The sequence below is a fragment of the Janibacter sp. A1S7 genome, from assembly GCF_037198315.1.
Taxonomy (GTDB): Bacteria; Actinomycetota; Actinomycetes; order Actinomycetales; family Dermatophilaceae; genus Janibacter; species Janibacter alittae.
Window position 1 is genome coordinate 101,285 of sequence record NZ_CP144913.1, and the last position, 23,535, is coordinate 124,819.

General features: G+C 67.9%; 16 protein-coding genes. 7 read left to right on the forward strand and 9 right to left on the reverse strand.

The annotated features are described in order from the left end of the window. Positions 1–76: 76 nt before the first annotated feature. The 7 genes from V1351_RS00525 to V1351_RS00555 form a co-directional block, all read right to left on the reverse strand. Positions 77–1,663, reverse strand: coding sequence for a cation:proton antiporter family protein (locus tag V1351_RS00525; RefSeq protein WP_338749682.1), 1,587 nt, complete (start codon positions 1,661–1,663; stop codon positions 77–79). A gap of 95 nt (positions 1,664–1,758) precedes the next feature. Next, positions 1,759–2,877 carry an enolase C-terminal domain-like protein gene (locus V1351_RS00530; RefSeq protein ID WP_338749684.1) on the reverse strand — a complete coding sequence of 373 codons (1,119 nt, stop codon included), beginning with the start codon at positions 2,875–2,877 and terminating at the stop codon, positions 1,759–1,761. Further along, a complete protein-coding gene (locus V1351_RS00535) occupies positions 2,874–4,706 on the reverse strand; it encodes a thiamine pyrophosphate-requiring protein (protein ID WP_338749686.1) in 1,833 nt (610 codons plus the stop codon). Before V1351_RS00535 ends, V1351_RS00530 begins: the two co-directional genes overlap by 4 nt. Before the next feature lie 41 nt (positions 4,707–4,747). Beyond that, complete coding sequence (locus V1351_RS00540) at positions 4,748–6,535, reverse strand: glycoside hydrolase family 15 protein (protein ID WP_338749688.1); 1,788 nt, start codon at positions 6,533–6,535, stop codon at positions 4,748–4,750. A gap of 3 nt (positions 6,536–6,538) precedes the next feature. Then, entirely contained in the window at positions 6,539–8,248 is a 1,710-nt protein-coding gene (locus V1351_RS00545) for a GMC family oxidoreductase (RefSeq protein ID WP_338749690.1), read from the reverse strand. Continuing rightward, the gene (locus V1351_RS00550; protein WP_338749692.1) at positions 8,245–8,985 is read right to left on the reverse strand and encodes a gluconate 2-dehydrogenase subunit 3 family protein; all 741 of its coding nucleotides are present in this window, start codon (positions 8,983–8,985) and stop codon (positions 8,245–8,247) included. The genes V1351_RS00545 and V1351_RS00550 overlap by 4 nt, the downstream gene beginning before the upstream one ends. Before the next feature lie 8 nt (positions 8,986–8,993). Beyond that, entirely contained in the window at positions 8,994–9,452 is a 459-nt protein-coding gene (locus V1351_RS00555; protein WP_338749693.1) for a hypothetical protein, read from the reverse strand. A 965-nt stretch (positions 9,453–10,417) separates the two neighbouring features. Between V1351_RS00555 and V1351_RS00560 the strand changes: the two genes are divergently transcribed. The 3 genes from V1351_RS00560 to V1351_RS00570 all read left to right on the forward strand — a co-directional run bounded on the left by V1351_RS00560 (position 10,418) and on the right by V1351_RS00570 (position 15,931). Further along, the gene (locus V1351_RS00560; RefSeq protein ID WP_338749694.1) at positions 10,418–13,192 is read left to right on the forward strand and encodes a DUF4365 domain-containing protein; all 2,775 of its coding nucleotides are present in this window, start codon (positions 10,418–10,420) and stop codon (positions 13,190–13,192) included. A 491-nt stretch (positions 13,193–13,683) separates the two neighbouring features. Beyond that, a complete protein-coding gene (locus V1351_RS00565; protein WP_338749696.1) occupies positions 13,684–14,754 on the forward strand; it encodes an IS110 family transposase in 1,071 nt (356 codons plus the stop codon). 754 nt (positions 14,755–15,508) lie between these two features. After that, positions 15,509–15,931, forward strand: coding sequence for a hypothetical protein (locus tag V1351_RS00570; RefSeq protein WP_338749698.1), 423 nt, complete (start codon positions 15,509–15,511; stop codon positions 15,929–15,931). A gap of 92 nt (positions 15,932–16,023) precedes the next feature. On the opposite strand, the gene V1351_RS00575 is transcribed toward V1351_RS00570, so the two are convergent. Beyond that, a complete protein-coding gene (locus V1351_RS00575) occupies positions 16,024–16,845 on the reverse strand; it encodes a GIY-YIG nuclease family protein (protein ID WP_338749700.1) in 822 nt (273 codons plus the stop codon). Positions 16,846–17,025: 180 nt separating this feature from the next. Here V1351_RS00575 and V1351_RS00580 point away from each other — a divergent pair, with 180 nt between their 5' ends. Both V1351_RS00580 and V1351_RS00585 read left to right on the forward strand, forming a co-directional pair. Next, entirely contained in the window at positions 17,026–17,736 is a 711-nt protein-coding gene (locus tag V1351_RS00580; protein WP_338749702.1) for a DUF429 domain-containing protein, read from the forward strand. Between the two features lie 178 nt (positions 17,737–17,914). Then, a complete protein-coding gene (locus tag V1351_RS00585; protein ID WP_338749704.1) occupies positions 17,915–19,489 on the forward strand; it encodes a DUF4041 domain-containing protein in 1,575 nt (524 codons plus the stop codon). A 196-nt stretch (positions 19,490–19,685) separates the two neighbouring features. On the opposite strand, the gene V1351_RS00590 is transcribed toward V1351_RS00585, so the two are convergent. Then, positions 19,686–20,900, reverse strand: coding sequence for an ATP-binding protein (locus V1351_RS00590; RefSeq protein ID WP_338749706.1), 1,215 nt, complete (start codon positions 20,898–20,900; stop codon positions 19,686–19,688). A 256-nt stretch (positions 20,901–21,156) separates the two neighbouring features. Between V1351_RS00590 and V1351_RS00595 the strand changes: the two genes are divergently transcribed. Both V1351_RS00595 and V1351_RS00600 read left to right on the forward strand, forming a co-directional pair. After that, on the forward strand, positions 21,157–22,635 hold the full coding sequence (locus V1351_RS00595) for an NAD-dependent malic enzyme (protein ID WP_338749708.1): 1,479 nt from the start codon (positions 21,157–21,159) through the stop codon (positions 22,633–22,635). 118 nt (positions 22,636–22,753) lie between these two features. Continuing rightward, on the forward strand, positions 22,754–23,533 hold the full coding sequence (locus V1351_RS00600) for a fructosamine kinase family protein (protein WP_338749710.1): 780 nt from the start codon (positions 22,754–22,756) through the stop codon (positions 23,531–23,533). Positions 23,534–23,535: the final 2 nt, after the last annotated feature.

A 23,535-nucleotide genomic window follows, 5' to 3' on the forward strand; every position in this document is an offset into this window, starting at 1 on the left:
GGCCACCACGTCAACATCGTTCGAAGCCGACACGGGCGTCCACGGATCGGGGACGTCGGCGGAACGTCGCCCCCCATCAGTGGGAGGGGATCTGGCGGTCCGCCGAGACGGAACGGTCCGCGAGGGTTTCGCCGGCACCTTCGTACAGGCGGATGACGGCGTCGAGCCCGAGCTCCTCGAGTTCCTCGACGTCCTCCTGGTAGGACGCGACCGCGGCCACCGTGACCCGGCCGTAGCCGAAGCTGCGCAGCTCGCGCAGGGCGTCGATGTTGGCGTGTTGGGCGGGCATGGCCAGCACGACGATGCGCACCGTGCTCGACCCCATCAGTCGGGCCCAGAAGTCGTAGTCCGTGGCATCGCCTTCGACGACGTTGACCCCGCGTTCGCGCAACTTCTGCACCCGGAACGGGTCGTGTTCCACCCCGAGCACGGCGTAGCCGTGCGCGTCGGTGAGCTGCTGGTAGGTGGCGTGGCCGACCCGGCCCATGCCGAGCACGATCGCGGTCGCCTCGCCGAGCTCGATGGGGCGGTCGTCGGGGTGGATCTTGTGCGGGGGCCGCGCCGGCAGGTGCTGGGCGAACCGGGAGGCCAGCGACACGCTGCGCGGGTTCGCGACGGCCGAGACGACGAATCCGGCGGACTCGGCGATCGACAACGACAACAGCCAGTGCGACGAGAGCCAACCGGCGGAGACCCCCATCGCAGCGATGATCAACGCGAACTCGGAGTAGTTCGACAGCAGCAGCGCCGAGAGCACGCTGGTGCGGTTGCGCATCCCCAACAGCCACAGCAAGCCCCAGTACACCACCGCGTGCAGAGGGAGCAGCAGCAACAGCACCGCCGCGACGGTGACGTTGTGCCAGGTGGGCAGCCCCTCGAACCCGATCGTGACGAAGAAACCCACCAGCAGCAGTTCCTTGACCGTGAACAGCGAGTGCGACAGCTGGTCCGCCCCCGGGTGCGGGGCGAGGACGAGCCCCATGACCAGGGCGCCGAGGCTGCCGGACAGGCCCAGCCACTCGAAGAGCGCGTACCCGGGGATCAACGCCATCGCGATGCCGAACAGTGCGCCCAGGTCACCGTGACCGAGCCGGTACCAGTGCCGGGTTCCCCAGTACAGCAGGGGGATGAGTGCCAGCAGGCCGAGCGAGTACACGCTCGGTGCCTGGCCGCGGGAGATCGAGATCACCACGACGGCCGCGATGTCCTGCATGATCAGCACGCCGATGCAGATGCTGCCGTAGAGGGCCTGCTCGTCGCCGCGCTCCTGCAGGATCTTCACCACGAAGATGGTGCTCGAGAACGACAGCACGAGCGCGAGCGTCGCGAGCACCTGCCACGACTCGGGAGCGAAGAGGCCCAGAGCGCTCATCCCGGCCAGGAACAGGGTGCCGATGCCGGTCAGGAGCAGCATGTGCGCACCGGCGGTGACCCACACGTGCTTGCCGAGCAGGCTACGCAGATCAAGTCGCAGGCCGATCGCGAAGAGCATCAGCGTCACACCGATGTCCGCGAGCACCGACAACGCGTCGACCTGCTCCACCTCGAGCGCATTGAGCGCGAACCCGGCGCCGAGGAAGCCGATCAGCGGCGGCAACTTGACCACCTTCGCGATCAGGCCGCAACCGAAGATCACCGCCAGATACGTCACCACCATGCCCATGCGGGTCATTCTTGCGCGGGCACGGTCACCCGGGGGGAGCCCCTCGACTTCGGACCTCGACCGGCTGCCGGATGGTCGACCAGGTGACGTCCCGCTCAGCGGTCGCGGTAGCGCTCCATCGCGTCGGTGCGCAGGGTCAGTCCGTGGCCCGGCGCCGAGCGGTCGGGGGTCACCGTTCCGCCGGTGGGGTCGAGGGCGCCCGCGAAGGCCAGGGACTCGATCCGCACGTGGTCGTGGAACCACTCCAGGTGGCGCAGTCCCGGCGTCGCCGCGGCCACGTGCGCGTGCAGGTTGGGCGCGCAGTGCCCGGAGACGGGCAGCTCGTGGGCCGCAGCCACCGCGGCCGAGCGCAGCCACTCGGTGTAGCCGCCGCATCGCGTCGCGTCGATCTGCAGGCAGTCGACGGCTCCGGCGGCGCACATCCGCTGGAAGTAGCCGACATCGCTGCCGTACTCCCCGGCCGCCACGTCCGCGGTGACCTGCCCGCGCACGAGGCGCAGCCCATCGAGGTCGTTGGAGCTGACCGGCTCCTCGAGCCAGCTGACCCGGGCATCGGCGCACCGGTCCATGACCCGCACCGCCTGCTTGGCGCCGTAGGCACCATTGGCGTCGACGTACAGCTCGGCGTCCGGGCCGATGACCTCACGGGCGAGCGCGATGCGCGCCACGTCACGCTCGACCCGGGTGCCCCGGTCCTGGCCGATCTTGATCTTCACCCGCGGGATGCCCTGCTCGTGCACCCAGCTGCCGAGCTGCTCGCGCGTACGGGCGTCGTCGTAGGTGGTGAACCCGCCGCTGCCGTAGACGGGCACCTGCGTGCCGACCGCTCCGAGGAGGTCGACCAGGGACACGTCGAGCAGCCGGGCCTTGAGGTCCCAGCACGCGACGTCGACGGCGGAGACGGCGTAGCCGGCGAGGCCCGGTCGGGTGTCGTTGCGCACCGCGCGGACCATCGCCACCCAGGTGCCGGGCACCGCCAGCGGGTCCCGGCCGACGACGACGTCGGCCAGCTGCTCCTCGATCAGGCGCGCACAGGCGGGGGGCGCGTAGGTCCAGCCCGTCCCGGTGACGCCGTCGCACTCGAGGGTGGCCACGACGAGCGTCGTCGAGTCCCAGGCCAGGGTCCCGTCGGCCTCCGGTGCATCGGTGGGGATCGTCCAGGCGGTGGCGCGAAGGGAGTCGACCACCGGCCGTTGACCGGTCGCCGTGGTCATCGCCGGGTGGGTCGTGTCTCGTCGTCGACGCCGAGCGCGTCCTTGGCCTTGGCGAAGAGCTCGGCGCCCATCGCCCGGGCCGAGTTGCGCACGACGGCCACCTGTGCCGGGTCACCCCTGAGCATGCTCTCGACGAACCCCTTCGCCTGGCTGAAGGAGATGTGCGCGGGCAGGGGCGGGACGTTGGGGTCGGTGCGCACGTCGAGGACGACCGGGCGGTCCGCGGCGAAGGCCTCGTCCCACGCCTTCTCGACGTCCTCGGGCCGCTCGACGGTGATGCCGCGCAGACCGAGCAGCTGGGCGTAGCCGGCGTAGTCCATGTCCTCGACCAGCTGACTGGTGTCGTAGCGAGGGTCGCCCGCCTCACGCATCTCCCACGAGACCTGGGTCAGGTCGTCGTTGTGCAGCACGAGGACGATGAGGCGCGGGTCGTCCCACTCCTTCCAGTGCCGCTTGATGGTGATCAGCTCGTTCATGCCGAGCATCTGGAAGGCCCCGTCACCGATCGTGCACACGACCGGCCGGTGCGGGTGGGCGAACTTGGCCGCCAGCGCGTACGGCATCGCCGCGAGCATCGAGGCGAGCATCCCGGAGAGGTTGCCGGACATCTCCGGGCCGAGGCGCAGGTGGTGGCCGTACCAGTCGGCGGTGGACCCGGCGTCCGCGGTGACGATCGCGTTGTGCGGGAGGCGGTCGTTGAGTGCCTGGTAGACCCGGCGGGGGTTGATCGGGTCGGCCTCGACGGCGGCCTCCTGCGCCGTGATCTCCTCCCACTCCCGCATCCCGTCCACGACGTGCTTCTGCCAGTCGAGGTCCTCGGTCTGCGTCAGGTGGGGCAGCAGCGCGGCCAGGGTCGCCTTGGCGTCCCCGGCCAGGTTGACCTCCATCGGGTAGCGCAGGCTCAGGTGGTCCGGCGAGAGGTCGATCTGCACGCCTCGCGCCTGGCCGCTCCTGGGCAGGAACTCGGCGTAGGGGAAGTTCGTGCCGATCATCAACAGGGTGTCGCAGTCCTGCATCATCTCGTAGCTCGGCAGCGACCCGAGCAGACCGAGCTGCTGGGTGTGGAACGGCAGGTCGCCCGGCACGACGTCCTTGCCGAGCAGGGCGGTCGCGACCCCGGCCCCGAGGCGCTCGGCGACGGCGATGACCTCGTCGGTGGCGCCACGGGCCCCCTGACCGACCATCATGGCGACCTTGCCGCCGGAATTGAGGACCTCCGCCGCTCGGCGCAACTCGTCCTCCGGGGGCACGAGGGCGGGCGAGGAGTGCCCGACCCCGGTGCGCGAGACCCAGTGCTCGAGGGGCGGTTCGACCATCTGGAGGGTCTGCACGTCCGCCGGCAGGATGATGACGGTCGGGCAGCGCCGTGCCGCCGCGATCCGCACCGCCCGGTCGACGACAGTCTGGGCGTGCGCCGGGGTCAGCACGGTCTGGCAGTACCCGGCGACATCGGCGAAGACCGCCTCGAGGTCCATCTCCTGCTGCGCCTCGGTGCCCAGCGACACCCGTCCCTGCTGCCCGACGACCGCGACGACGGGCTGGTTGTCCATCTTCGCGTCGTAGAGCCCGTTGAGCAGGTGCACCGCGCCGGGGCCGGAGGTGGCGATGCACACGCCGACCTCGCCGGTGAACTTCGCGTGCGCGGTGGCGAGGAAGCTCGCGACCTCCTCGTGCGTCGGCCGGATGTAGCGGAAGGCCTTGCCGGCGGCCTCGCCGCTCTCCAGGGCGCCGTCGAAGCCGCCGATCCCGTCTCCGGGGTAGCCGTAGAACCGGTGCAGGTCCCACTCGATGAGTCGATCGATGACGAACTCGCTCACGGTGCTGCTCATGGTGCGCTCCTGTCTGTGGTGGGGTTGGTGGACGAAGGGGGTCAGCCGCGGGTGTCCGCGTCCGGGCGGGGGTACTGCGGCCGATCGGGGAGGCGGATCGAGGCCTCGAACATCACGGCGTGGACGAAGGCCTGCGGCAGGTTGCCGCGCAGCTGACGCTGGTGGATGTCGTACTCCTCGGAGTACAGGCCGGGCGGGCCGCAGGCGGCGCGGTTGCGCTCGAACCACCGGTAGGCCTCCACCTGCCGACCCTGCTGCTGCAGTGCCATGGCCATGAGGAAGCCGCACATGAGGAAGGACCCCTCGGCGTCGGCCAGCGGTCCCGGCTGCTGACGGAACCGGTAGAGGTGGTGGTCGTCGGCCAGCTCGTCGAGGAGTGCGCTGAGAGTGGCCTCCGTGCGAGGGTCGTCGGCGGCGATCCCGCCCCGCAGGGCGGGCAGGAGCAGACCGGCATCGACGCCCGGGTCGTCGGGCGCGCGCTGCCACCGCCCGGACTCGTGGGTGCAGGTCGTCGCGGTGTCGGCGAGGATCTCGTCGGCGAGCGCCATCCAGCCGCCGGTGCTGCTCGTCGGTGCACCTGCCGCCGCGATGGCCCGCAGCCCGGCCACGCAGATCAGTCGGCTCTCGGTCCACTGGTGGGGGTCGAGCTCCCAGAAGCCGGCCTCGGACTCGTGCCACCGCTCGACGATGGCGTCGACGGCGGCGCTCGCGGCACGCCAGCCCTCGGCGTCCAGACGGTCGTGCCCGGCGGCCGCCGCGAAGAGCAGCAGGACCTCACCGAAGACGTCGAGCTGGAACTGGGCATTGACGTGGTTGCCGACGACGTCGTTGCCGCCGGGGTATCCGGGCAGGTCGAGCTGGCGCTGGTCGGGCACCGCGTCGCCGTCGATGGTGTAGGCGGGCGCCAGCCGGGCGCCGTGCTCGAGGACCCGTGCCGCGACGAATCGGACCGCGTCGTCGAGCAGCGGGTGGGGCCCTGCCGCCGCGATCGCCTGACCGGTCAGGGCCTGGTCGCGGATCCACACGTAGCGGTAGTCGTAGTCGCGACCCTGATCGGCACGTTCCGGCAGGCTCGTCGTCGCCGCGGCGACCATCCCGCCGCTGGAGCTGGTCATCCCCCGCAGGACCGCGTACGCGTGCCGCGCCTCCCCGGGCGTCGCCGACTCGGCGACGTCGGGCACCTCCTGCGCCCAGGCGTAGGCAGTGGCCTCCCACAGGGTGTCGGGCTCGGGCGGCTCGTCCGGCAGGTCCTGCGTGGACAGCTCGAGGACGAAGTCGCGGTGCTCCCCTTGTGGAAGATGCAGATCCAGGGCCAGCTCGCCGGCGTCGTTCTCCTGCGCCTGGTCGCCGGCACCGCTCCACCGCAGGCGAAGGGGGCCGGTCGTCGCCGTCCAGGACCCGTCCCCGTGGGTGAGGTCGCCCATCGGTTCGACGCCGAAACCGGCCCGGGCGTCGAGGCGCACCTCCACGTCCGCGTCCCCCTCGAGCGCGACGACCTGTCGCATCAGCACCAGACGGTCGCGCTCGCCGGGGAAGGCGAGGGCCTCACGGCACTCGACGACGCCGTTGGTGGTGGTCCACCGGGATCGCCAGATGAGCGAGCCCTCCTCGTAGTACCCGCCCCAGACGTGGCGGCCGGTCGGGGTGATGGAGTAGCAGCCGCGCCCGCCGACGAGTGTGGAGAAGACCGCGTCGGAGTGCCATGCGGGTGCGCACAGCCAGGCCACGTGACCGTGCGGCCCCAGGAGTGCAGCGCGCTCGCCGTCGGCGAGCATCGCGTACTGCCGCAGGACATGGGGCGCGCAGCCCCCTTCGTCGGGTGCTCGCATCGGTCACCGCCCCCCTCTCGTGGGCACGGGCGTGGTGCCGGCGCGGGCGCGCGGGTCGTCGTCCATCGCCCGCCCGTCGGCCATCCGCTCCCCCAGGCGCGAGGCCAGGGCCATGATCGTCAGGGCGGGGTTGGCCGCTCCCTGGGTCGGGCAGACCGACCCGTCGCAGATGAAGAGGTTGGGCACCGCCCACGAGCGCTGGTTGGCGTCGACGACGCTCGTCCCTGGGCAGGAGCCCATCCGGGCACCACCGATGAGGTGGGCGAAACGGTGGATGGTGAGGATGTCCTGGGCCCCGGAGGCCTTGAGGATGTCGGTGATCACGTCGGTGGAGTAGGCCATGTTGGCCCTGTCGTTGTCGCCGAGGCTGTAGTCCATCCGCGCGACCGGCAACCCGTAGGCGTCCTGCTCGTCGGCGAGGGTGACCCGGTTGTCCGGGTGGGCGAGCAGCTCGTTGAGCACGCCGACGGTGGCCCAGTGGTTGTAGTCGCGCATGTATTCACGCATCGCCTTGCCCCAGTGGCCGTCTGCGAGCACGTGCTCCGCCCAGCCGATGGGCAGGGGGGAGACGGTCTGGATCGAGAAGCCGCGCCTGAAGCCGCGACGCTCGTCGGTCTCGTAGTAGTCCTCCGAGCTGACCTCCGGCGGCGGCGCCTTGTACATCCGCAGCTCCTCCGGCCAGCGGCCGGCGGTCTGGCTGGCGCCCTGCACCATGACGTAGCGCCCGACCTGGTCCTCGTTGTTGCACAGGCCGTGCGGGAAGCGGCTCGAGGTCGAGTTCAGCAGCAGGCGGGGGGTCTCGATGGAGTAGCCGGCCACGGCGACGTGCGCCGCCCGTTGCAGCCGCTCCGGGGCGTCGACGCCGTCGCGGAAGACGACGCCGGTGGCGTTTCCCCCGTCGTCCAGCTCGATCCGGGAGGCCATGCATCCCGAGCGGATCTCCACGCGGTGGGCCAGCGCGTCGGGCAGGTGGGTGACGTAGGGGCTGGCCTTGGCGCTGACCTTGCAGCCCTGCAGGCAGTAGCCGCGGTAGATGCAGTGCGGCCGGTTGCCGAAGGTGCCGTTGACGATCCCGACGGGGCCGACGCGCATCTCGATGCCGAGGTCGTGGGCGCCGTGCCAGAGCTTCTCGGCGGCTCCGGAGATCGGGTGCGGGGAGAAGGGGTAGCTGTGCGGGTGACCCCACGGCCAGTCCTGCCCGGCGACCGGCAGCTCGCGCTCGACCCGCTCGTAGTGGGCACGCAGGTCCTCGTAGCCGATCGGCCAGTCGGCGCCGACCCCGTCCCGGGAGTACGTGTCGAAGTCCGAGGGGTGGAAGCGCGGGGTGTAGCCGGCGTAGTGCACCATCGACCCGCCGACCCCCCGGCCGGAGTTGTTCTTGCCCAGCTCGATCGGGTCGTCCCCACCGATGATCCGCTTCTGCGTCCAGTAGAGGCCGTGGGAGCCGGCCTCGTCGGAGACCCAGTCGTCATCGGGGTGCCAGAACGGGCCTGCCTCCAGGATGACGATGCGCCAGCCGTGCCGGGCCAGCCGTTGGGCGAGCACGGAGCCGCCCGCGCCGGCGCCGACGATGACCAGGTCGACCTCGTCATCATCGGCGTAGCGGCACATGGTCTCCTCGCCGGGCAGCTGCCGGGAGTGCACGTCGAGCAGGAAGCGGGAGTCGTTGTCGACCGGGCCGACCGATCCCTTCAGGAGGTCCTTGAGGCTCATCCGAACTCCTCGGGGTGCTGCCGGACCACGCGAGAAGGGTCCTCGGCGCCCGCCCCGGGGGTCTCGAAGGGCTCGCGGCTGCCGAGCGTGCCACGCCGCATGAAGCCGCGCGGGTAGGCCGGCCCGCCGAAGCCGATCTCGTTCCATGCCCACGGGTGGGAGTAGAAGGCGGAGAGGATGGCGCGCATGCACACCGACCAGGCCCGGGAGACGTTCAGCCGGTCCCACGAGCCCCCGGTGAGGGCGCCTCGGGAGAGATCGTCGATGATCGCGTGTCGGGTCTCGTCGTCCGTCCCGGCGAAGGATGCCGCGCCGCGCTGGCGGGCGGCCTCGTCCAGACCCGCCAGCACCAGACGCCACGTGTCCCGGTCGTCGGGCATGTCGGCGTACTGGAAGCCGTCGAGCCTCCCGTCGGCCAGCTTGGCGTCCACCGTCTCGGCGACGGGCACCCGCGGCTCGCGGTCCTGGGCGGTGCACGCGTCGCAGAGGGCCCGCAAGGTGGGTTCCTCGTCGTCGGTGAAGAAGCGCAGCGGGCCCGGCGGGTCGAGACGGGCGAGCACGACCTTCTTTGTCGTCTCGTCCCACGTGTCGAGGGTGTCGAGCACGTCGAAGTCCGGGTACCGACCGATCATCTGCGGGGTCGTGCCGCGGCGCTGTCGCGGCAACCACGACGGGTGGGGTGGTTGTCGGTCGGGGCGGCGGTTGGGCAGGTGCTCCCCACGGTCCTTGTCGACCATCGCCCGGCTCACTTCTCGCGGCGCAGGAGCGCGGCCAGCAGGCCCATACCCCCGACGATGCACATCAGGCCCGGGGCCGCGATCGGCGGACCCATGGGGACGTTGTAGCTCGCCATCGCCCAGCCGCCCGGCTTGCGGGCGACACCCCGGGCGTGGAAGTACTCACCGGCCAGACCGTTGGCCGTGTAGATGGCCGCCGTGATCGGCAGGGCGGTCTTGGCCCACTTCGTGCTGAAGACGCCACCGATGCCCGCGACGACGACGGGTGGGGTGACGATGATCGGCGACCACATCCAGCGGTTGCCGAAGCTGGCCCCGTAGTGCTCGATGAAGACCTCGGCCGTCGTCACCAGCGCACCGACTGCGGTCAGGCCGGACAGGGATCGCTCGAAGCGTCCGTGCTCGACGTTGACCACCATGCGGTCGATGAGGTGCTCGGCGGTCGTGGCGGCGCGGGTGTTGAACATGCGTCCTCCTGGGTGCGCGCGACGACCTTGATCACATCCTCGCTACCCAGTCTTCGCCGGAGCATGCGGACTGACAAGAGGAGATTGGATGGTCTGCTGGACGGACGATCGGCAGCGGGCGCACTAGTGTCAACTCATGGTGCGACGTGTGCTTCTCGCGTTGGGAGCCGCCGCGGTCGTGGCGGCGGTGGTCCTGATGGTTACCCCAGTCGGGGCGGAAGGGGTCTCAGGCAACGCGATCTCGCCGCGGTACTCCGACTTCGGGTGGGTCTCCTACACGCCAGTGCCTGACAGCGCTACGGTCGCAGACCTGCGCGCCGCGGGGGTGCGTGTGCCTCACGATGCCGTCGTCGCTCGACGGTACGCAGCTGGAGGAGCCTTCGCGGGTGGGCTTGTATTGTTGGGAGTTGCATTTCGGCTGGGCCACCTGCGTCGATCCGAGAGCCGTCATGCGACGACTGAGCGCTCTTGACCGCACCCGGGATTGTCTGAGAATCAGCGGCCGATCTGACAACTGCGTGGCATTGAGCCATGTCCTTCCCCTCAGCCGGGTGACCCTCATCGAGTACGAACTACTCTCCGAGAACACCCCATCCCAGCCTGGGACTCCTCACCGAAAGTGGAAACCAAGCAGGAAGGCAAGTCAGGGTCGTCACCTGCCGTGCAGCAGACCCGCACCCCGCAGACAGCTATCAAGCATCCAGTCGTCAACTCCCGCTCATGTCCAGGTGCTGATGTTGCGACTCACCCGCTCGGTGGCCGGAAGTGCTGGCGCGTGTCACTTCGCCCAGATTGACGCGGCCGGCCGCCGGTTGTCAGACGCCTGCAAGTGGACAACCGGGACGTGCATGACATGACGACCGGCGACGAGCAGCTTCGTGGGTGCTTGAGTTCCCGACCACAAGAGCGCCCGCATCTGCGGGACCTTGACACTAGAGTGCTGCGTGACCTGATGGACTAGGGCCATGACGACGCCGGTGTACAGCACCAAGAAGACGGGCTCCCGCGGTGAGCTCAAGGCCCAGGTCATCTTTGCTGACATCGGGTGGGCGCCCCCGGTAAAGCTCGGCGAGGACATCGGGACCGACTTGATGACGTTCGCGCGCGACGACGTCGCTCCGGAGGACAAGGAGCGCTCTTGGGATCTCGGCGCTCCGGTCTTTATGCAGGTCAAGGGCAGCGACACCGAGTACTCGAAGCCGGTGAACAGACGCAGCGGCGAACCGGGCTGGTGGTTCCACGAGAACGACACTTATCACTTCGACCACTGGCTCTCGTTCGGCCTGCCGTACCTGCTGGTGCTCGTCGACACGAAAAACCAGATCGCGTACTGGGCCGAGGTCACCGGCGACGCCATCACCTCGACTGGCAAGGGTCGGAAGATCTTCGTGCCGTTCTCGCAGACCGTGGACGACCACAACATCGAGGCGCTGACGAGGGTCGCGGTATCCCGGCGAAGCAACGGCCTCGAGGGTTCTGCATGGAACGGAAAGCTGGACGAGCTCGGCCCCGCTGACCGCCTCCGTCACGCTCTCGTCCTTCCCCGCCTAGTCGCTCCCCACTCAAACCGGTCGGTCGAAAGTGTCGGTTTCGAGCAGGCCGTCGCGATGGTCATGCGAAACCGGTACTCCGAGCTCACCCGCCGCGCACGCGAGGGCCAGGTCCCGAAAGTTCAAGAGTGGGCCGAAAACAAAGAGTGGAGTTGGCGGTTCTTGCACGCAATCCGAGAGCTCGTGTCCACCGGTGGCAGCGACCGGTTCGAGAAGCTTGCGGCTGATGCACGTCACAGGTTCGAGCGCGATGCTGCACAGGTCATCCAGGCGTGTGCCGCGTACACCAGCGACCGGGCTCAGGAGGCGGTGGACGTCCTCAAACCGACGCCATCAACCAAACCCGCCGACCGCGGGTGGGTACTGGTACACAAAGCCGCCTTTCTGCTCGAACTCGACCGGCCGAAGGATGCGGCGGACGCCGCGAAGAAGGCGTTGGTCGCGATGAAGGCGCTCGACGGCGACCTCACGGTCAGCGCTATCCGAGGATCAGCCGCGTCCATCCTGTACTCCGTCTCCGGGTTCGCCGCCGGCGACATCCAGAGCATTATCACTGCGCAGGACCACGCCGGAAACTGGTGGCGCGCCCAGGCGGTCAGCTGGGCGCTCGAAAAGGACTTGAAGTACCGCTTCGAGGGCTGGACCGCGAACAACACGACTCACTTCATCAACAGCACCGCGCGCGATGACCTCGCGACCGTCGCCTGGAACGCCGCCTTCAGCGGCGCTTGGGAATCGTGGCGGCACCTGACCGCCATGAACGCAAAGCTCGCGTTCACCTCGACTGATGACCCCACCCGCGTCGCCGCAGCGCTCGAGGCCTTCACGTTCATCGGAGAAAAGAAGGCCGCCAAGGATGCCGCCCGCAAGATGTGGCTCGACGGGCCGCTCGACGCGCTGTCGCTCTTCGTGGACACCGTCGCTATCAGCGACTGGTCCAAGCGCCAGGAAGGCCCGTCGACGGCCATCCTTTCCCAGGCTGGCGATCTTCTCGACGTGAAGGCCGCTGACCACGTCATCGAACGCATTCTCAACCTGCTAGATATGGACGGTCGCGTCCGGGTGCACGGGAGCACCTGGAGCTACCGCTGGAGCGACGCCGACGGCGCCCTGGCGCGGCTCCTGAAGGCCGCATCACTCAAGTCTCACAAGCGTGTTGCCGACTACATCATCTCTGACTTCGCCACCTGCGACGACTCCATCGCCCACGCCTACCTTCGGGTCGCCCACTCCATCGCGACCGCTGACCTAGGAATCACACGCATCAACAGACTTCTAAAGGCGGCAGTCAAGCGCGGGGACCACTACGCCATTGACCTGCTCGAGATACTCGGGCCCGCCAGCCCTGGTGCCATCGCGGAGCTCCGAAAACACTCCGCTGCCGGCAGCAAGAACGCCACCCGCTCACTTCTGGTCGCCGGCTCCACCGAGCGCCAGGACTTCATCGCGTTCGGGAGGAGCGCCGCGGAGACCGTGCGAACGATGATCGAGGACGCCCGCGGGAAGGACGGATCCATGGCAGTGAGCGGCTACGTCAACGACCAGCTCGACGACCTCGTCCTCGCCGCGATCAACACCAACGACCAGAAACTTTGGAAGGAAGTGACGGACGCACTCGAGGCGTGCCTTATAGAGCAGACCCAGCAACAACGCGCAGTGCGCCGCCTCGCCGCCCGATTCTCTGACCTGCCTGCGCACATTCAGCGAAAGCTGAAAGCCGTCGCCCCAAGACTGCACGGACGTTCGTTCGGCAGCCCGTTCGGATCACCCAACGAGTTCCCGGCTGCCGTGCAGCATCTGCAGATCGCCGCCGGGATCGTGCCCGACCTTGAAGTCGAGGCGCTGCTCTTACACCAGCGACGGAATGACCCGGTTGGGTTCGTCAAGACCCTTGGGGCCTGGAACTCCGAAAGGAAGTTGCCGTTCCTCGCCATGATGATCGTCGACGATGATCCGACCGTGCGCGCCCATGCTGGTTTCAGCGTTGTCCAGCACGCCACCCACTACCCAGGTGATCGTGACCGAGCGTTTGCGGTCATCCGCAGCGCACTGATGCAGGACAAGGGTTGTGCACTGGCCGACGGGCTTGCAAAGGGACTGGCTGCCTACCCGACGAACCTACTCGCGGACCTGGACAAGAGCCTCCGGGGGCACAGGTCGGCCGTCGTCCGAAAGCGGTTCGTCAACTAGGACAAAGCGCCACGTCCGTTTAGTGTCCGTAGAGGCCAACGGCTGTGGGCCAAGAGTGGTCTGCCGTGTCGGTCTGCCAACATGACCGTAACAGCCGCCGCATCGCGGCGCGTCTAGCGACGATCCGCGCCTGCATCGGTATGTGCAGCTAGAGCAGGGAGGTTGTGTTAGCGCGCTTCGAGCCCGCCACGTCGATGCGACGGTGGAGACGGCTCGCGAATCCCAGGTACTCGAGGGCCTGCCGCGCGTGCAGGTTTACGGGCGAGGCCGTGGCGATATCCGAGCTCGGCGAGGCGGCTCTCGACCGAGCGTTGGCCGATCCAGCGTGGCTAGACGGTATGGAGTGACCGCTTGGGGCGTCTGAGTGGTTGCGGGCCGGGGCCTCTCTCACACATGTTCGTGGGTTACCGAGTAGGGGCTGCCTGCTCGGCCTGTCCGACAGTTGTGGGAGGCCCCGGGTGTTTACCGAGCGTACGAGTGTTGGGCTCGACGTGCACGCACGATCGGTCGCGGCGGCGGCGATCGATGGCGTCACGGGCGAGCTGTTCCAAGCGAAGCTGACTCCATCACGCGAGCACGTCATCTCCTGGGTGCAGGCCCTGCCGGGCCCTGTGGCGGTGACCTATGAGGCCGGGCCGACCGGATTCGGGCTGTACCGGGCACTGACCCAGGCGGGGGTCCGCTGCGAGGTCGCCGCGCCGAGCAAGCTGCAAAAGCCCTCTGGTGATCGGGTCAAGACCGACGCCAAGGACGCGCTCCACTTGGCTCGACTGTTGCGGCTGGACGAGGTCATATCGGTGGCGATCCCGAGCGTGGATCAGGAGGCCGCCCGGGACTTGGTCCGTGCCCGTGAGGATTGTCGCGGTGACCTGATGCGGGCTCGGCACCGGTTGTCGAAGTTGTTGCTGCGTCACGGGATCGTCTACTACAACGGCGCGGCGTGGACGGGCAAGCACGATGTGTGGCTAGGCACCGAGGCGCTGGCGCAGCTGACCAGCCAAGCCACCCGAGTGACCTTCGACTCCGATTACGAGGCCGTGTTGACGGTCAAGGCACGCCGCGATCGACTCAACGCGGCGATCCAGGAAATGGCCGAGGACGGCGAGTACACCGACCTGGTGCACCGGCTTGGGTGCCTGCGCGGGGTTGGTGCCCTGACCGGTTTCGCGTTGGCGGTCGAGGTCGGCGACTGGCACCGGTTCACCGGTAACAGCATCGGGTCTTTCGTCGGGCTCGTACCCAGCGAGTACTCCTCCGGCAGCTCGCGCGTGCAGGGATCGATCACCAAGACCGGCAACACCCATGTACGTCGGTTGCTGGTCGAGGCCGCGTGGCACCACCGCCCCAGCTACCGAATCGGCAAGACCATGCGTGATCGGTGGGACCTGGCCCCCGCTGCCGCGAAGTCCCGCGGGGACGCGGGCAACCGGCGCCTGCACGAGCGGTGGGTGAGGTTCAACGAACGCAAGAAGAGGCCCACTATCGCCAACGTCGCGATCGCTCGCGAACTGGCCGGCTGGTGCTGGTCCCTGGCAGTGCTCGAGGAGCCGTCCATGTCATAGGCCCCACGAACTGCTTCGTCGCCGCGCCGGTACTGGTAGCAGCGCGTGGAGCGATCCGCGAAACACCTATGAGCAGCCCGACCCGCTCGGGCGACGCTCGTTGCTAGACACGCGGTTCCCGCTCCTGCCGAAAGCACCGTCCTGCGGTAACCAACCCGCGCATATCAGTCTGACCGCGCGTCGGGAAACGACACGCTCGCCAGCACCACGACGACGAAGCACGAGGCGCCCGCCCCCTTGATCCGGGGACGGGCGCCTCACCCTGCCACTTGACAGGAAGTCACTCCATATCAGCTGTAGCAGCGGCTGGCAACGTTGCTGACCGAAGGCCCGAGAATGGAAGCGATGCGTCCTTAGCCGACCTGGACTCGGTGGCCGCCTACGTACTCAGATAGGTCTTGTCAGTCGGAGCGCCCCCGGTACCCGAGCATGCAGCACCCTAGTTTGCGCGTAGCTCGAGCTCCCCAGCCCGAGGCGGGTGTCCGGCCAAGAAGACACCGAGGCAGTTGACGACCTTTCACTGGCGCGTCCTCCCGTCAGAGGATTTCAGGGAGCCATAGCAAGATGTCTGCATGCAGGTTGCGTCACTCACCATCTCTGTCCTCGCTTGCTCTTTACAGTCGCTACCTTCTGGTGGTTGTGGGCCCGTAGAGGTTCGGTGGTGAGCTTTCCGGTGACCGCCTACGCCGCCGCCTACGCCAACGACACGTTCAGGATCAGGGTCCCAGTCGTCTTGGCCAACCGAGGTGCAGCTATGCGCGTGGTCGTCGATGCGAGGCTGTGCGTGGAAGGTCAACACGGGAGGTCGATCCTGAAGTGGGGTCTTACGCGCAAGACCCTCCAGCCCGGATCCGACGACGTCGAGGACTTTCCCACTCCGCAAACGATGCCAGGGCGCAGCGCTATTCGCATCCACATGGAGTTCCGAGGTGACCTACTCGAGCATTTGCCTGAACCGGTCGACTACAAGTTCACGATCGAGTTGCTGCTGGACGACTCCATAGCTTGGCAAGTGGCAGGAACCGGAGTGTTGCGCTTCGGTCACATGGTGCATCCCGATCGCTACATCACGTACGACAACTCAGCGGAGCCCTGCTCACCGAATGAGCCAATCGAGGCCCGAGAGGCACTGGTCGCACTTGCTAGCCGCCAGAACCTGACCCTGCCCTGGCAGTGAGGTGCCCAGCATCCTGAGCGCCTGGACGAGGGTCATAGCGCCGCATGTGGCTTGACGGATCGAACGGGAATGCGAGCTTGGGCGCTCGCACGTCAGCCGAGGTTGAGCCCGAACTCCCGACTGAGCAACTTGCCCTTCCAGTAGGACTCAGTCTGCTCGATTGTCTCGTCGGGGGTGTTTTCATCGACCACCTCGAGTACAGAGACCTGATAAGTCGGTCGACCCATCTTGGTCGCCTCTTTGAGCGCCAGGTTGCCACCGTGGCCGTCGGTCGCGTAATCCATCCATCTACCCAGCAGACTGTCCTCTCCTTTGGCCGAGCCGACGTACTGCTGGCCGGTCTCTACGTCGACGAGGAGGTAGACACCCTTGACGCTGCGAAGCACTTGTTGCCATCCGCTGGGCAGCGTTGGGACGTCGTCGACGAGCCGAATGAAACGACGGAAGCCTGGGAACTTCGGCTCGTACTGCTCGGCGAGCTCGATTACCGGCTTGGCCTGATTTGCTGCCTGTTGAACCCAGACCCTTGTGCCGGGCCCCCACTCGATGGCGAGCTTGTCGCGGTATTCGGACAGCACGTCGAGCAGCTGCAGGTCGTACTTGAACTGGCCGGAGACATCGCTGTTTAGGAGGGCATCGGTCGTACCAGGTGGACAGCTGCCGACGCTGCCGACGCTGTACATCCCCACGAATACCGTCTTGCCGGCATCGGTGACGATGAAACTGGCCAAGAAGGCGTCGATGGGGAAGACGTCGCGCACCTGGGCGCTCTGGTAGTTCTCGAAAGTCTCCCGGTCGTTGTGCCACGCCTCGTAGAGCCGTCCCGCACGGAGGCGTCGGTCCTGGTGTCGTACGAGACGCACCTGTCTCGGGTCGACGCCTTGGAGAGTCAGCAGATCGTTGAATGTCAGCACCAGCGCCTCCGACTGGTCAAGAATTGATCGTGACTCGAGGCTATCCGCTGCGGGGACTCGGGTGGGCTGTCCGGAGCGTCACGTAGTTACCGACGCCATGGGGCTGCCGCGAGGCCCGGATTAGCCGGACGACGCCCGTTCCGCCGCGAGCGGGCGTCTTCATTCCACCACAATGAAGGCATGAGTCCCCATACGTCACGTCTCGGTGTTCAACGCCCACGGGTCGTGGGTATCGACGCCTGCAAGCAAGGCTGGATCGGCGTGACAAACGACCTCCGCGGGTACTTCGGTGCGAACATCACCGAGGTGCTCGCGGTCATCCTGGACGAGGGCGACCTCGACGTAGTTGCGATAGACATCCCCATTGGACTGCCCGTCAATGGTTCGAGGCAGGCCGACTCGCTTGCACGCAGACTCGTCGGCGGACGCGCATCGTCAGTGTTCTCCACGCCGGTGCGCGCGGCTTTGGGGGCACCCTCACATGCCGAAGCAACGGCCATCAGCGTGCAGTCCACAGGCAAAGGGATCAGTCAACAGGCCTATGCACTACGCAAGAAAATACTGGAAGTTGACTCATGGGCACGGATTGCCTCTCAGCCCGTCATCGAGGTGCACCCGGAGGTCTGCTTCGCCGTGATGAACGGTGAGGCGTTGCGGCATCCCAAGTCGTCATGGGCAGGCTTCGAGCAGAGGCGCAGGATCTTGGCGAAGTCAGGATTCTGCCTCCCGTCCGACCTCGGAACCGCCGGTGAACTGGCTGCGACGGATGACGTCCTCGACGCAGCAGCTGCAGCTTGGACCGCAGCGCGCTTCGCGCAAGGGACCGCTGTCTCGTATCCGTCGACACCCGAGAACTTCGGTGACGGCCACGAGGCTGCGATCTGGGCATAGGCCAACTACTCCGCTGATCGACTTGTCTGTCATGAGACTAGGAACATTCCGCCGCGTAGCGCGCCGAAGTCGCCGGTCAGCGTAGGAGTGGCTCCTTCCCCGCCAGGTCGGGTTTCGTGGACCACCGGAGGCGTCTTGCCGCTCGCGAGTAACCTGACCGGGTCGAAGGGGGCAACACATGACGAGCAACGCAGCACCGGGGTGGCACCCCGACCCGATGGGGCGCTTCGAGCACAGGTACTGGGACGGCAGTCAGTGGACCGAGCACGTCAGCGCGGGCGGCTCGCAGTCCACTGATCCACTACAGCCACCGAGCCCGGCCCATGAGGAAGACCGCGAGCCTGCCGTGCCTGTGGAGGCAGCCGTACACCAACCGGATCACCAATCTCCGACAGCCCAGACACCCCCTCCGGCGGAGGGGGAAGCTGTGACACCGACGGCCAGCGCCGCCACGGAGAAGATCACAACGTTCAACGCCAAGCGTGTGGCCACCCAGCTCCAGGCTGAGAACCAACACCTCCACCGAGAGGTTGCCCGTTGCGAGCGCCTGCTGTCCGATATGGGCGTGCTCGACATGGTGGCCCGCGAGCAGCGCATGGCCACTCAGCGCGAAACCGAGGAGGCCCTGCGCCGCCGCGTCGCCGACCTCCAGCGGCAGGCCAGCGAGCTGGACCGCCAGGTGATCATCAACAGGGACCGTCTCGTGCTTGAAGAGGTCGGGCTCTTCGACTTTGAGCACCCTGCTGAGTCCTCAGCGGCGTTGGCAACAGAACTGGAGTCGCTCCGGTCAGAGATACGGCAGACGAACAAGCTCGGGTCGGCGATCACGGCCACATCGAACTTCACGTTCAACAACTCCGCGTCCAAGGGACAGACGTTCGTCAACCAGATGAGCCGAATCATGCTCCGCGCTTACAACGCCGAGGCCGAGAACGCTGTCAAGACCGTCAAGGCCGGCAACCTTGCCTCTGCGCAAAAGCGGCTATCCACGGCCCGGGAGCAGATCGCCAAACAGGGCCGGATGATCGACCTCTCGGTCACTGACCGCTACCACTGGCTTCGCCTCAAGGAGCTCGAGCTGGCGGCCCGCCACCAGCAGGCCAAGACTGCAGACCGGGAGAAGGATCGCGAGCGCAGGGCCGAACTGCGCGAGCAGAAGGCCCTTGAGGGCGAAATCAAGCGTGAGAAGGAACGCCTGGAGAAGGAACGGGCCCATTACTTCAACTCGATTCAACGGATGCGCGACTCCGGTGATTCCAGCGGGGCCGAAGCGTTGCAGGGTGAACTGGACCGCATCGACGCCGAGATCGCTGCGGCGGATTACCGTGCCGCCAACATCCGTGCGGGCTACGTCTACGTCATCTCGAACATCGGGGCGTTCGGTGAGGGCGTTGTCAAGATCGGGATGACGCGGCGCCTCGAGCCCGAAGACCGCATCCGAGAACTCAGCGACGCGTCAGTCCCCTTCAACTTCGACGTCCATGCACTCTTCTTCAGCGAAGATGCCGTCACCGTGGAAGCGGTGCTCCACCGAGAGTTCGCGGCCGAGAGGCTGAACAAGGTCAACACACGACGCGAGTTCTTCCGGGTGCACCCGCAACAGGTTCTCCACGCGCTCACCGAACACAAGGTTTCGGTGCTGGAGTTCACCACCCACGCGGCCGCAGACGACTACCGAATGAGTTGGCCCGATGGATACCCGCTAGATCGCGAAGCTGGAGCTGTCGTTGCGGGTGAGCCCGCGCCCAATTAGGCCTTGAGCCAACAAATGAAGGACAGGTCTCCGCACGGACTGCGGCCGTGGGTGAACCTGCGTCTCTTCGCCGCGTATGACGTGGCCCAGGTTTGCCAGCCGTCCGAACTGCCGCGATGGGTCCTGATCCGTCTCACGCAGTCTCATGCTCGTCGGTAGATCTCAAGATCGCTCCCCGGCTGACAACTGCTGCGGCTCAGGTCTGCTCGCGCAGATACCTCCCGAAGTGCGGAACGGTGAAGGCGATCCGCCCCCGCTCGGCGGAGTAGATCAGGCCCTTCTTCAGCAACGCGTCGCGTGCGGGGGAGAGGGACTGGGGCTTCTTGTCGAGGACTCGCGCAACCTCGGAGGTGGGGACGGACTCGATGTCGTCGAGTTCCTCCTCGCCCGTCGCTGCGACCTCGGCGGCGACGTCGGCCATGGCGCGCAGGTACTCCCGCTCGCCCGGGGTCGCCCGCTCGTAGCGCGAGCCGAAGAAGCCCACCGCCAGCTCCGACTCGGCCTCCGGAGAGGCGACCCGGACGTCGTCCGCGCGGATCGGGGACTGCGGCGCCTGGTCCCAGACCGCCTTGCCGTAGGCCTGGATGAAGTACGGGTAGCCGCCGGTCGCGAAGTACAGGGCGTCCAGCGCCTCCTGCTCGTACTCGGCCAGCTCGTCGGCCGCGGGTGCGGTGAGCGCGTGGTCGGCCTCCTCACGGGCCAGCCGGTCGATGCGCTGGTAGCGGAAGAGCCGCTCGCTGTAGGACTTGCTCGCCGACAGCACCGCCGGCAGGTGCGGCAGGCCCGCGCCGACGACGATGAGGGGCGCGCCGTTCTGACTCATCTCGTGGCAGGCCGCGCAGATCGCCGACACGTCGTCCGGGCCGAGGTCCTGCATCTCGTCGATGAAGACCGCGATGCCACGCCCGAGGTCCGCGGCCAGACCGCCGACGTCGGTGAAGAGCTCGACGAGGTCGATCTCGATGTCACCGGAGTCCGCGCGCCCCTTGATGGCCGGGACGTCGATGCCGGGGTTCCAGACCTCGCGCAGCTTCGTGCCGGGTTTGGCGTCGCGCTGGGCGAATGACTTGATCACGCCGAGCACGTGCGCGACCTCGTCCTCCTGGGTGTGGCCGAGCTCGCGGACCGCTTGGTGCAGCGCGCTGGAGAGCGGCCGGCGCAGCCCCTGGTCGGGTCGCGCCTCGAGCTTGCCCGTGCCCCACTTGGCGCGCACCGCGGCCGAGCGCAGCTGGTTGAGCAGCACCGTCTTGCCGACGCCGCGCAGGCCGGTCAGCATCAGGGAGCGCTCGGGGCGTCCGCTGACGATGCGCTTGAGCACGACGTCGAAGCGCGAGATCTGCTCGTCGCGGCCGGCGAGCTCGGGTGGGCGCTGGCCGGCGCCGGGGGCATAGGGGTTGGTGATCGGGTCCACGATGCGACCGTATCCGCATGTATAGGCGGTGACGGATATTTCGGCAGAGTCCGCAAGTCGTGTTGCGTGATGGTCCACGACAGGCGCGGGCGAAGGGGGGCGGCCGAGCCCCCCAGCACCCGATGTCGATATCTATTAGATTCTATTCTTCAGGGAAGAAAACAGAAGAATCGTGCATCGTTGCTGGTGACGCACGCCGTGTCCTGTCCGTCGGGCGCGGTTCGGCCAGCCGGGCCCGTGGTGAGACACTGCTCACATGGCCGCTGCGACCCCCTCTTCGTACTCCGTCACCATCCGCCTGCACACCTCTCCCGACTACGCCGTCGTCGGTCGGGTTGCCACGGTGCTCGCCGAGCAGGGCGGCATCGTCACCGCCATCGATATCGCCGACTCGCGGCACGACCGGCTCACCGTCGACGTCACCTGCTCGGGCATCAACGTCGACCACACCGACGGCCTGGTCGAGGCGGTGGAGTCGGTCGAGGGGGTGACCGTCCACAAGGTCTCCGACCGCACCTTCCTGCTCCATCTCGGCGGCAAGATCCAGGTCCGCTCCAAGGTCGCCCTGAAGACGCGTGACGACCTGTCGATGGCCTACACCCCGGGCGTCGGTCGCGTCTCCTCCGCGATCGCGAAGAACCCCGAGGACGCGCGTCGCCTGACGATCAAGGGCAACACGGTCGCCGTCGTCACCGACGGGTCCGCGGTCCTGGGTCTGGGCAACATCGGCCCCGAGGCCGCGATGCCGGTCATGGAGGGCAAGGCCGCCCTGTTCAAGCAGTTCGCCGACATCGACGCCTGGCCGATCTGCCTGGCCAGCCAGGACACCGACGAGATCGTGCGGGCGGTCGAGATGATCGCCCCCGGTTTCGGCGGCATCAACCTCGAGGACATCGCGGCCCCGCGCTGCTTCGAGATCGAGCGCCGCCTGCGCGAGAGCCTCGACATCCCCGTCTTCCACGACGACCAGCACGGCACCGCCATCGTCGTCCTCGCCGCCCTGCGCAACGCCCTGCGCGTCGTCGGCAAGCAGCTCGAGGACTCGCACGTCGTCGTCTCCGGTGGTGGCGCCGCCGGCTCGGCCATCGTCACCCTGCTGCTGGCCGCCGGGGCGAAGGACGTCGTCGTCTTCGACCGCGAGGGCCTGCTCTCCCGCGACGACGAGTCGCTCCTGCCCGCCAAGCAGGAGCTCGCCGCGCGGACCAACCCCCGCACGATCCGCGGCGACCTGCCGGACGGACTGCAGGACGCCGATGTCTTCATCGGCGTCTCCGCACCGAACCTGCTCAAGGCCGAGTGGATCCGCGACCACATGGCGCAGGACCCGATCGTCTTCGCCCTGGCCAACCCGGACCCGGAGATCGACCCGGCCGAGGCCGCCCAGTACGCCAAGGTCGTCGCCTCGGGCCGCAGCGACTACCCCAACCAGATCAACAACGTCCTCGCCTTCCCCGGCGTCTTCCGCGGGCTGCTGGACGCACACGCCGAGAACGTCACCACCGACATGCTCATCCGCGCCGCCGATGCCATCGCCGGGGTCGTCACCGACGAGGAGATCAACCCCTCCTACATCATCCCGAGCGTCTTCCACTCCGAGGTGGCCGACGCCGTCGCCGTCGCGATCTCGGGCGAGGGCAAGTCCACCACCGGCACGCCGACCGGGCCGATCAAGGTCGGTTCCCGCTCCACGGCCGCACCGGTGGACGACACGGGCATCCTCCCCCGCGTGCGGTAGGCGGACGCGGGCCGATGGGAGCGTGGTCCGGCTCAGGGAGCGAGGAACGAGCGACCAAGGACCACGTTGCCATCGGGCTGCGCGAAGCGGTCGCCCGCAGGATGGCAGGCTTGACCACGTGAACGAGCCGCGCACCTACCGCAAGGACACCTCCGCCGCGCCCCGTGGCTACTCCTCCTGGGAGGCGGCCGGGCTGCTCTGGCTCGCCGAGGCCGAGGAGGGCGGCGGCGCCCACGTCGCCGAGCTGCGGGACGTCGACATCACCCACATCGACCTCGTGCAGTACGCCCCGGCGCCCTCGACGAATGTCGCAGCCGACGAGTTCGGCGCCGCCCTCGCAGCCACCCACGCCGCAGGTGCGCCGGCCTTCGGTGCCCCGCCCGCACGGTGGACCAGCCACGGCTTCATCGGACCCGGGGAGTCCCCGATGCCGATGCCGGTGGAGCCGACGCAGTCGTGGGGCGCCTTCTTCGCCGAGCAGCGCATCCGTCACATGCTGCGCGCCGGGCGGTCCCAGGGGTTGTGGCAGGAGGAGGGCGAGCTCATCGAGCGCGTCGCCGCCCGCCTGGAGTCCGGTGAGTTCGACGACGGCCGCCCGCCCGCGCGGATCCACGGCGACCTGTGGGCCGGCAACGTGCTGTGGACCCGGGAGGGCGCCGTCCTCATCGACCCGGCCGCGCACGGCGGCCACCCCGAGACCGACCTCGCGATGCTCCTGCTCTTCACCGCGCCGCACATCGCCCGCATCATCGCCGCGTACGACGAGGCCGCGCCCCTGGCTGACGGCTGGCAGGAGCGCGTCGGTCTGCACCAGCTCTTCCCGGTGATGGTCCACGCGGTGATCTTCGGTGGTGGCTACGTCCAGCAGGCCGTGGACATGGCGCGCAAGTACGCCTGACC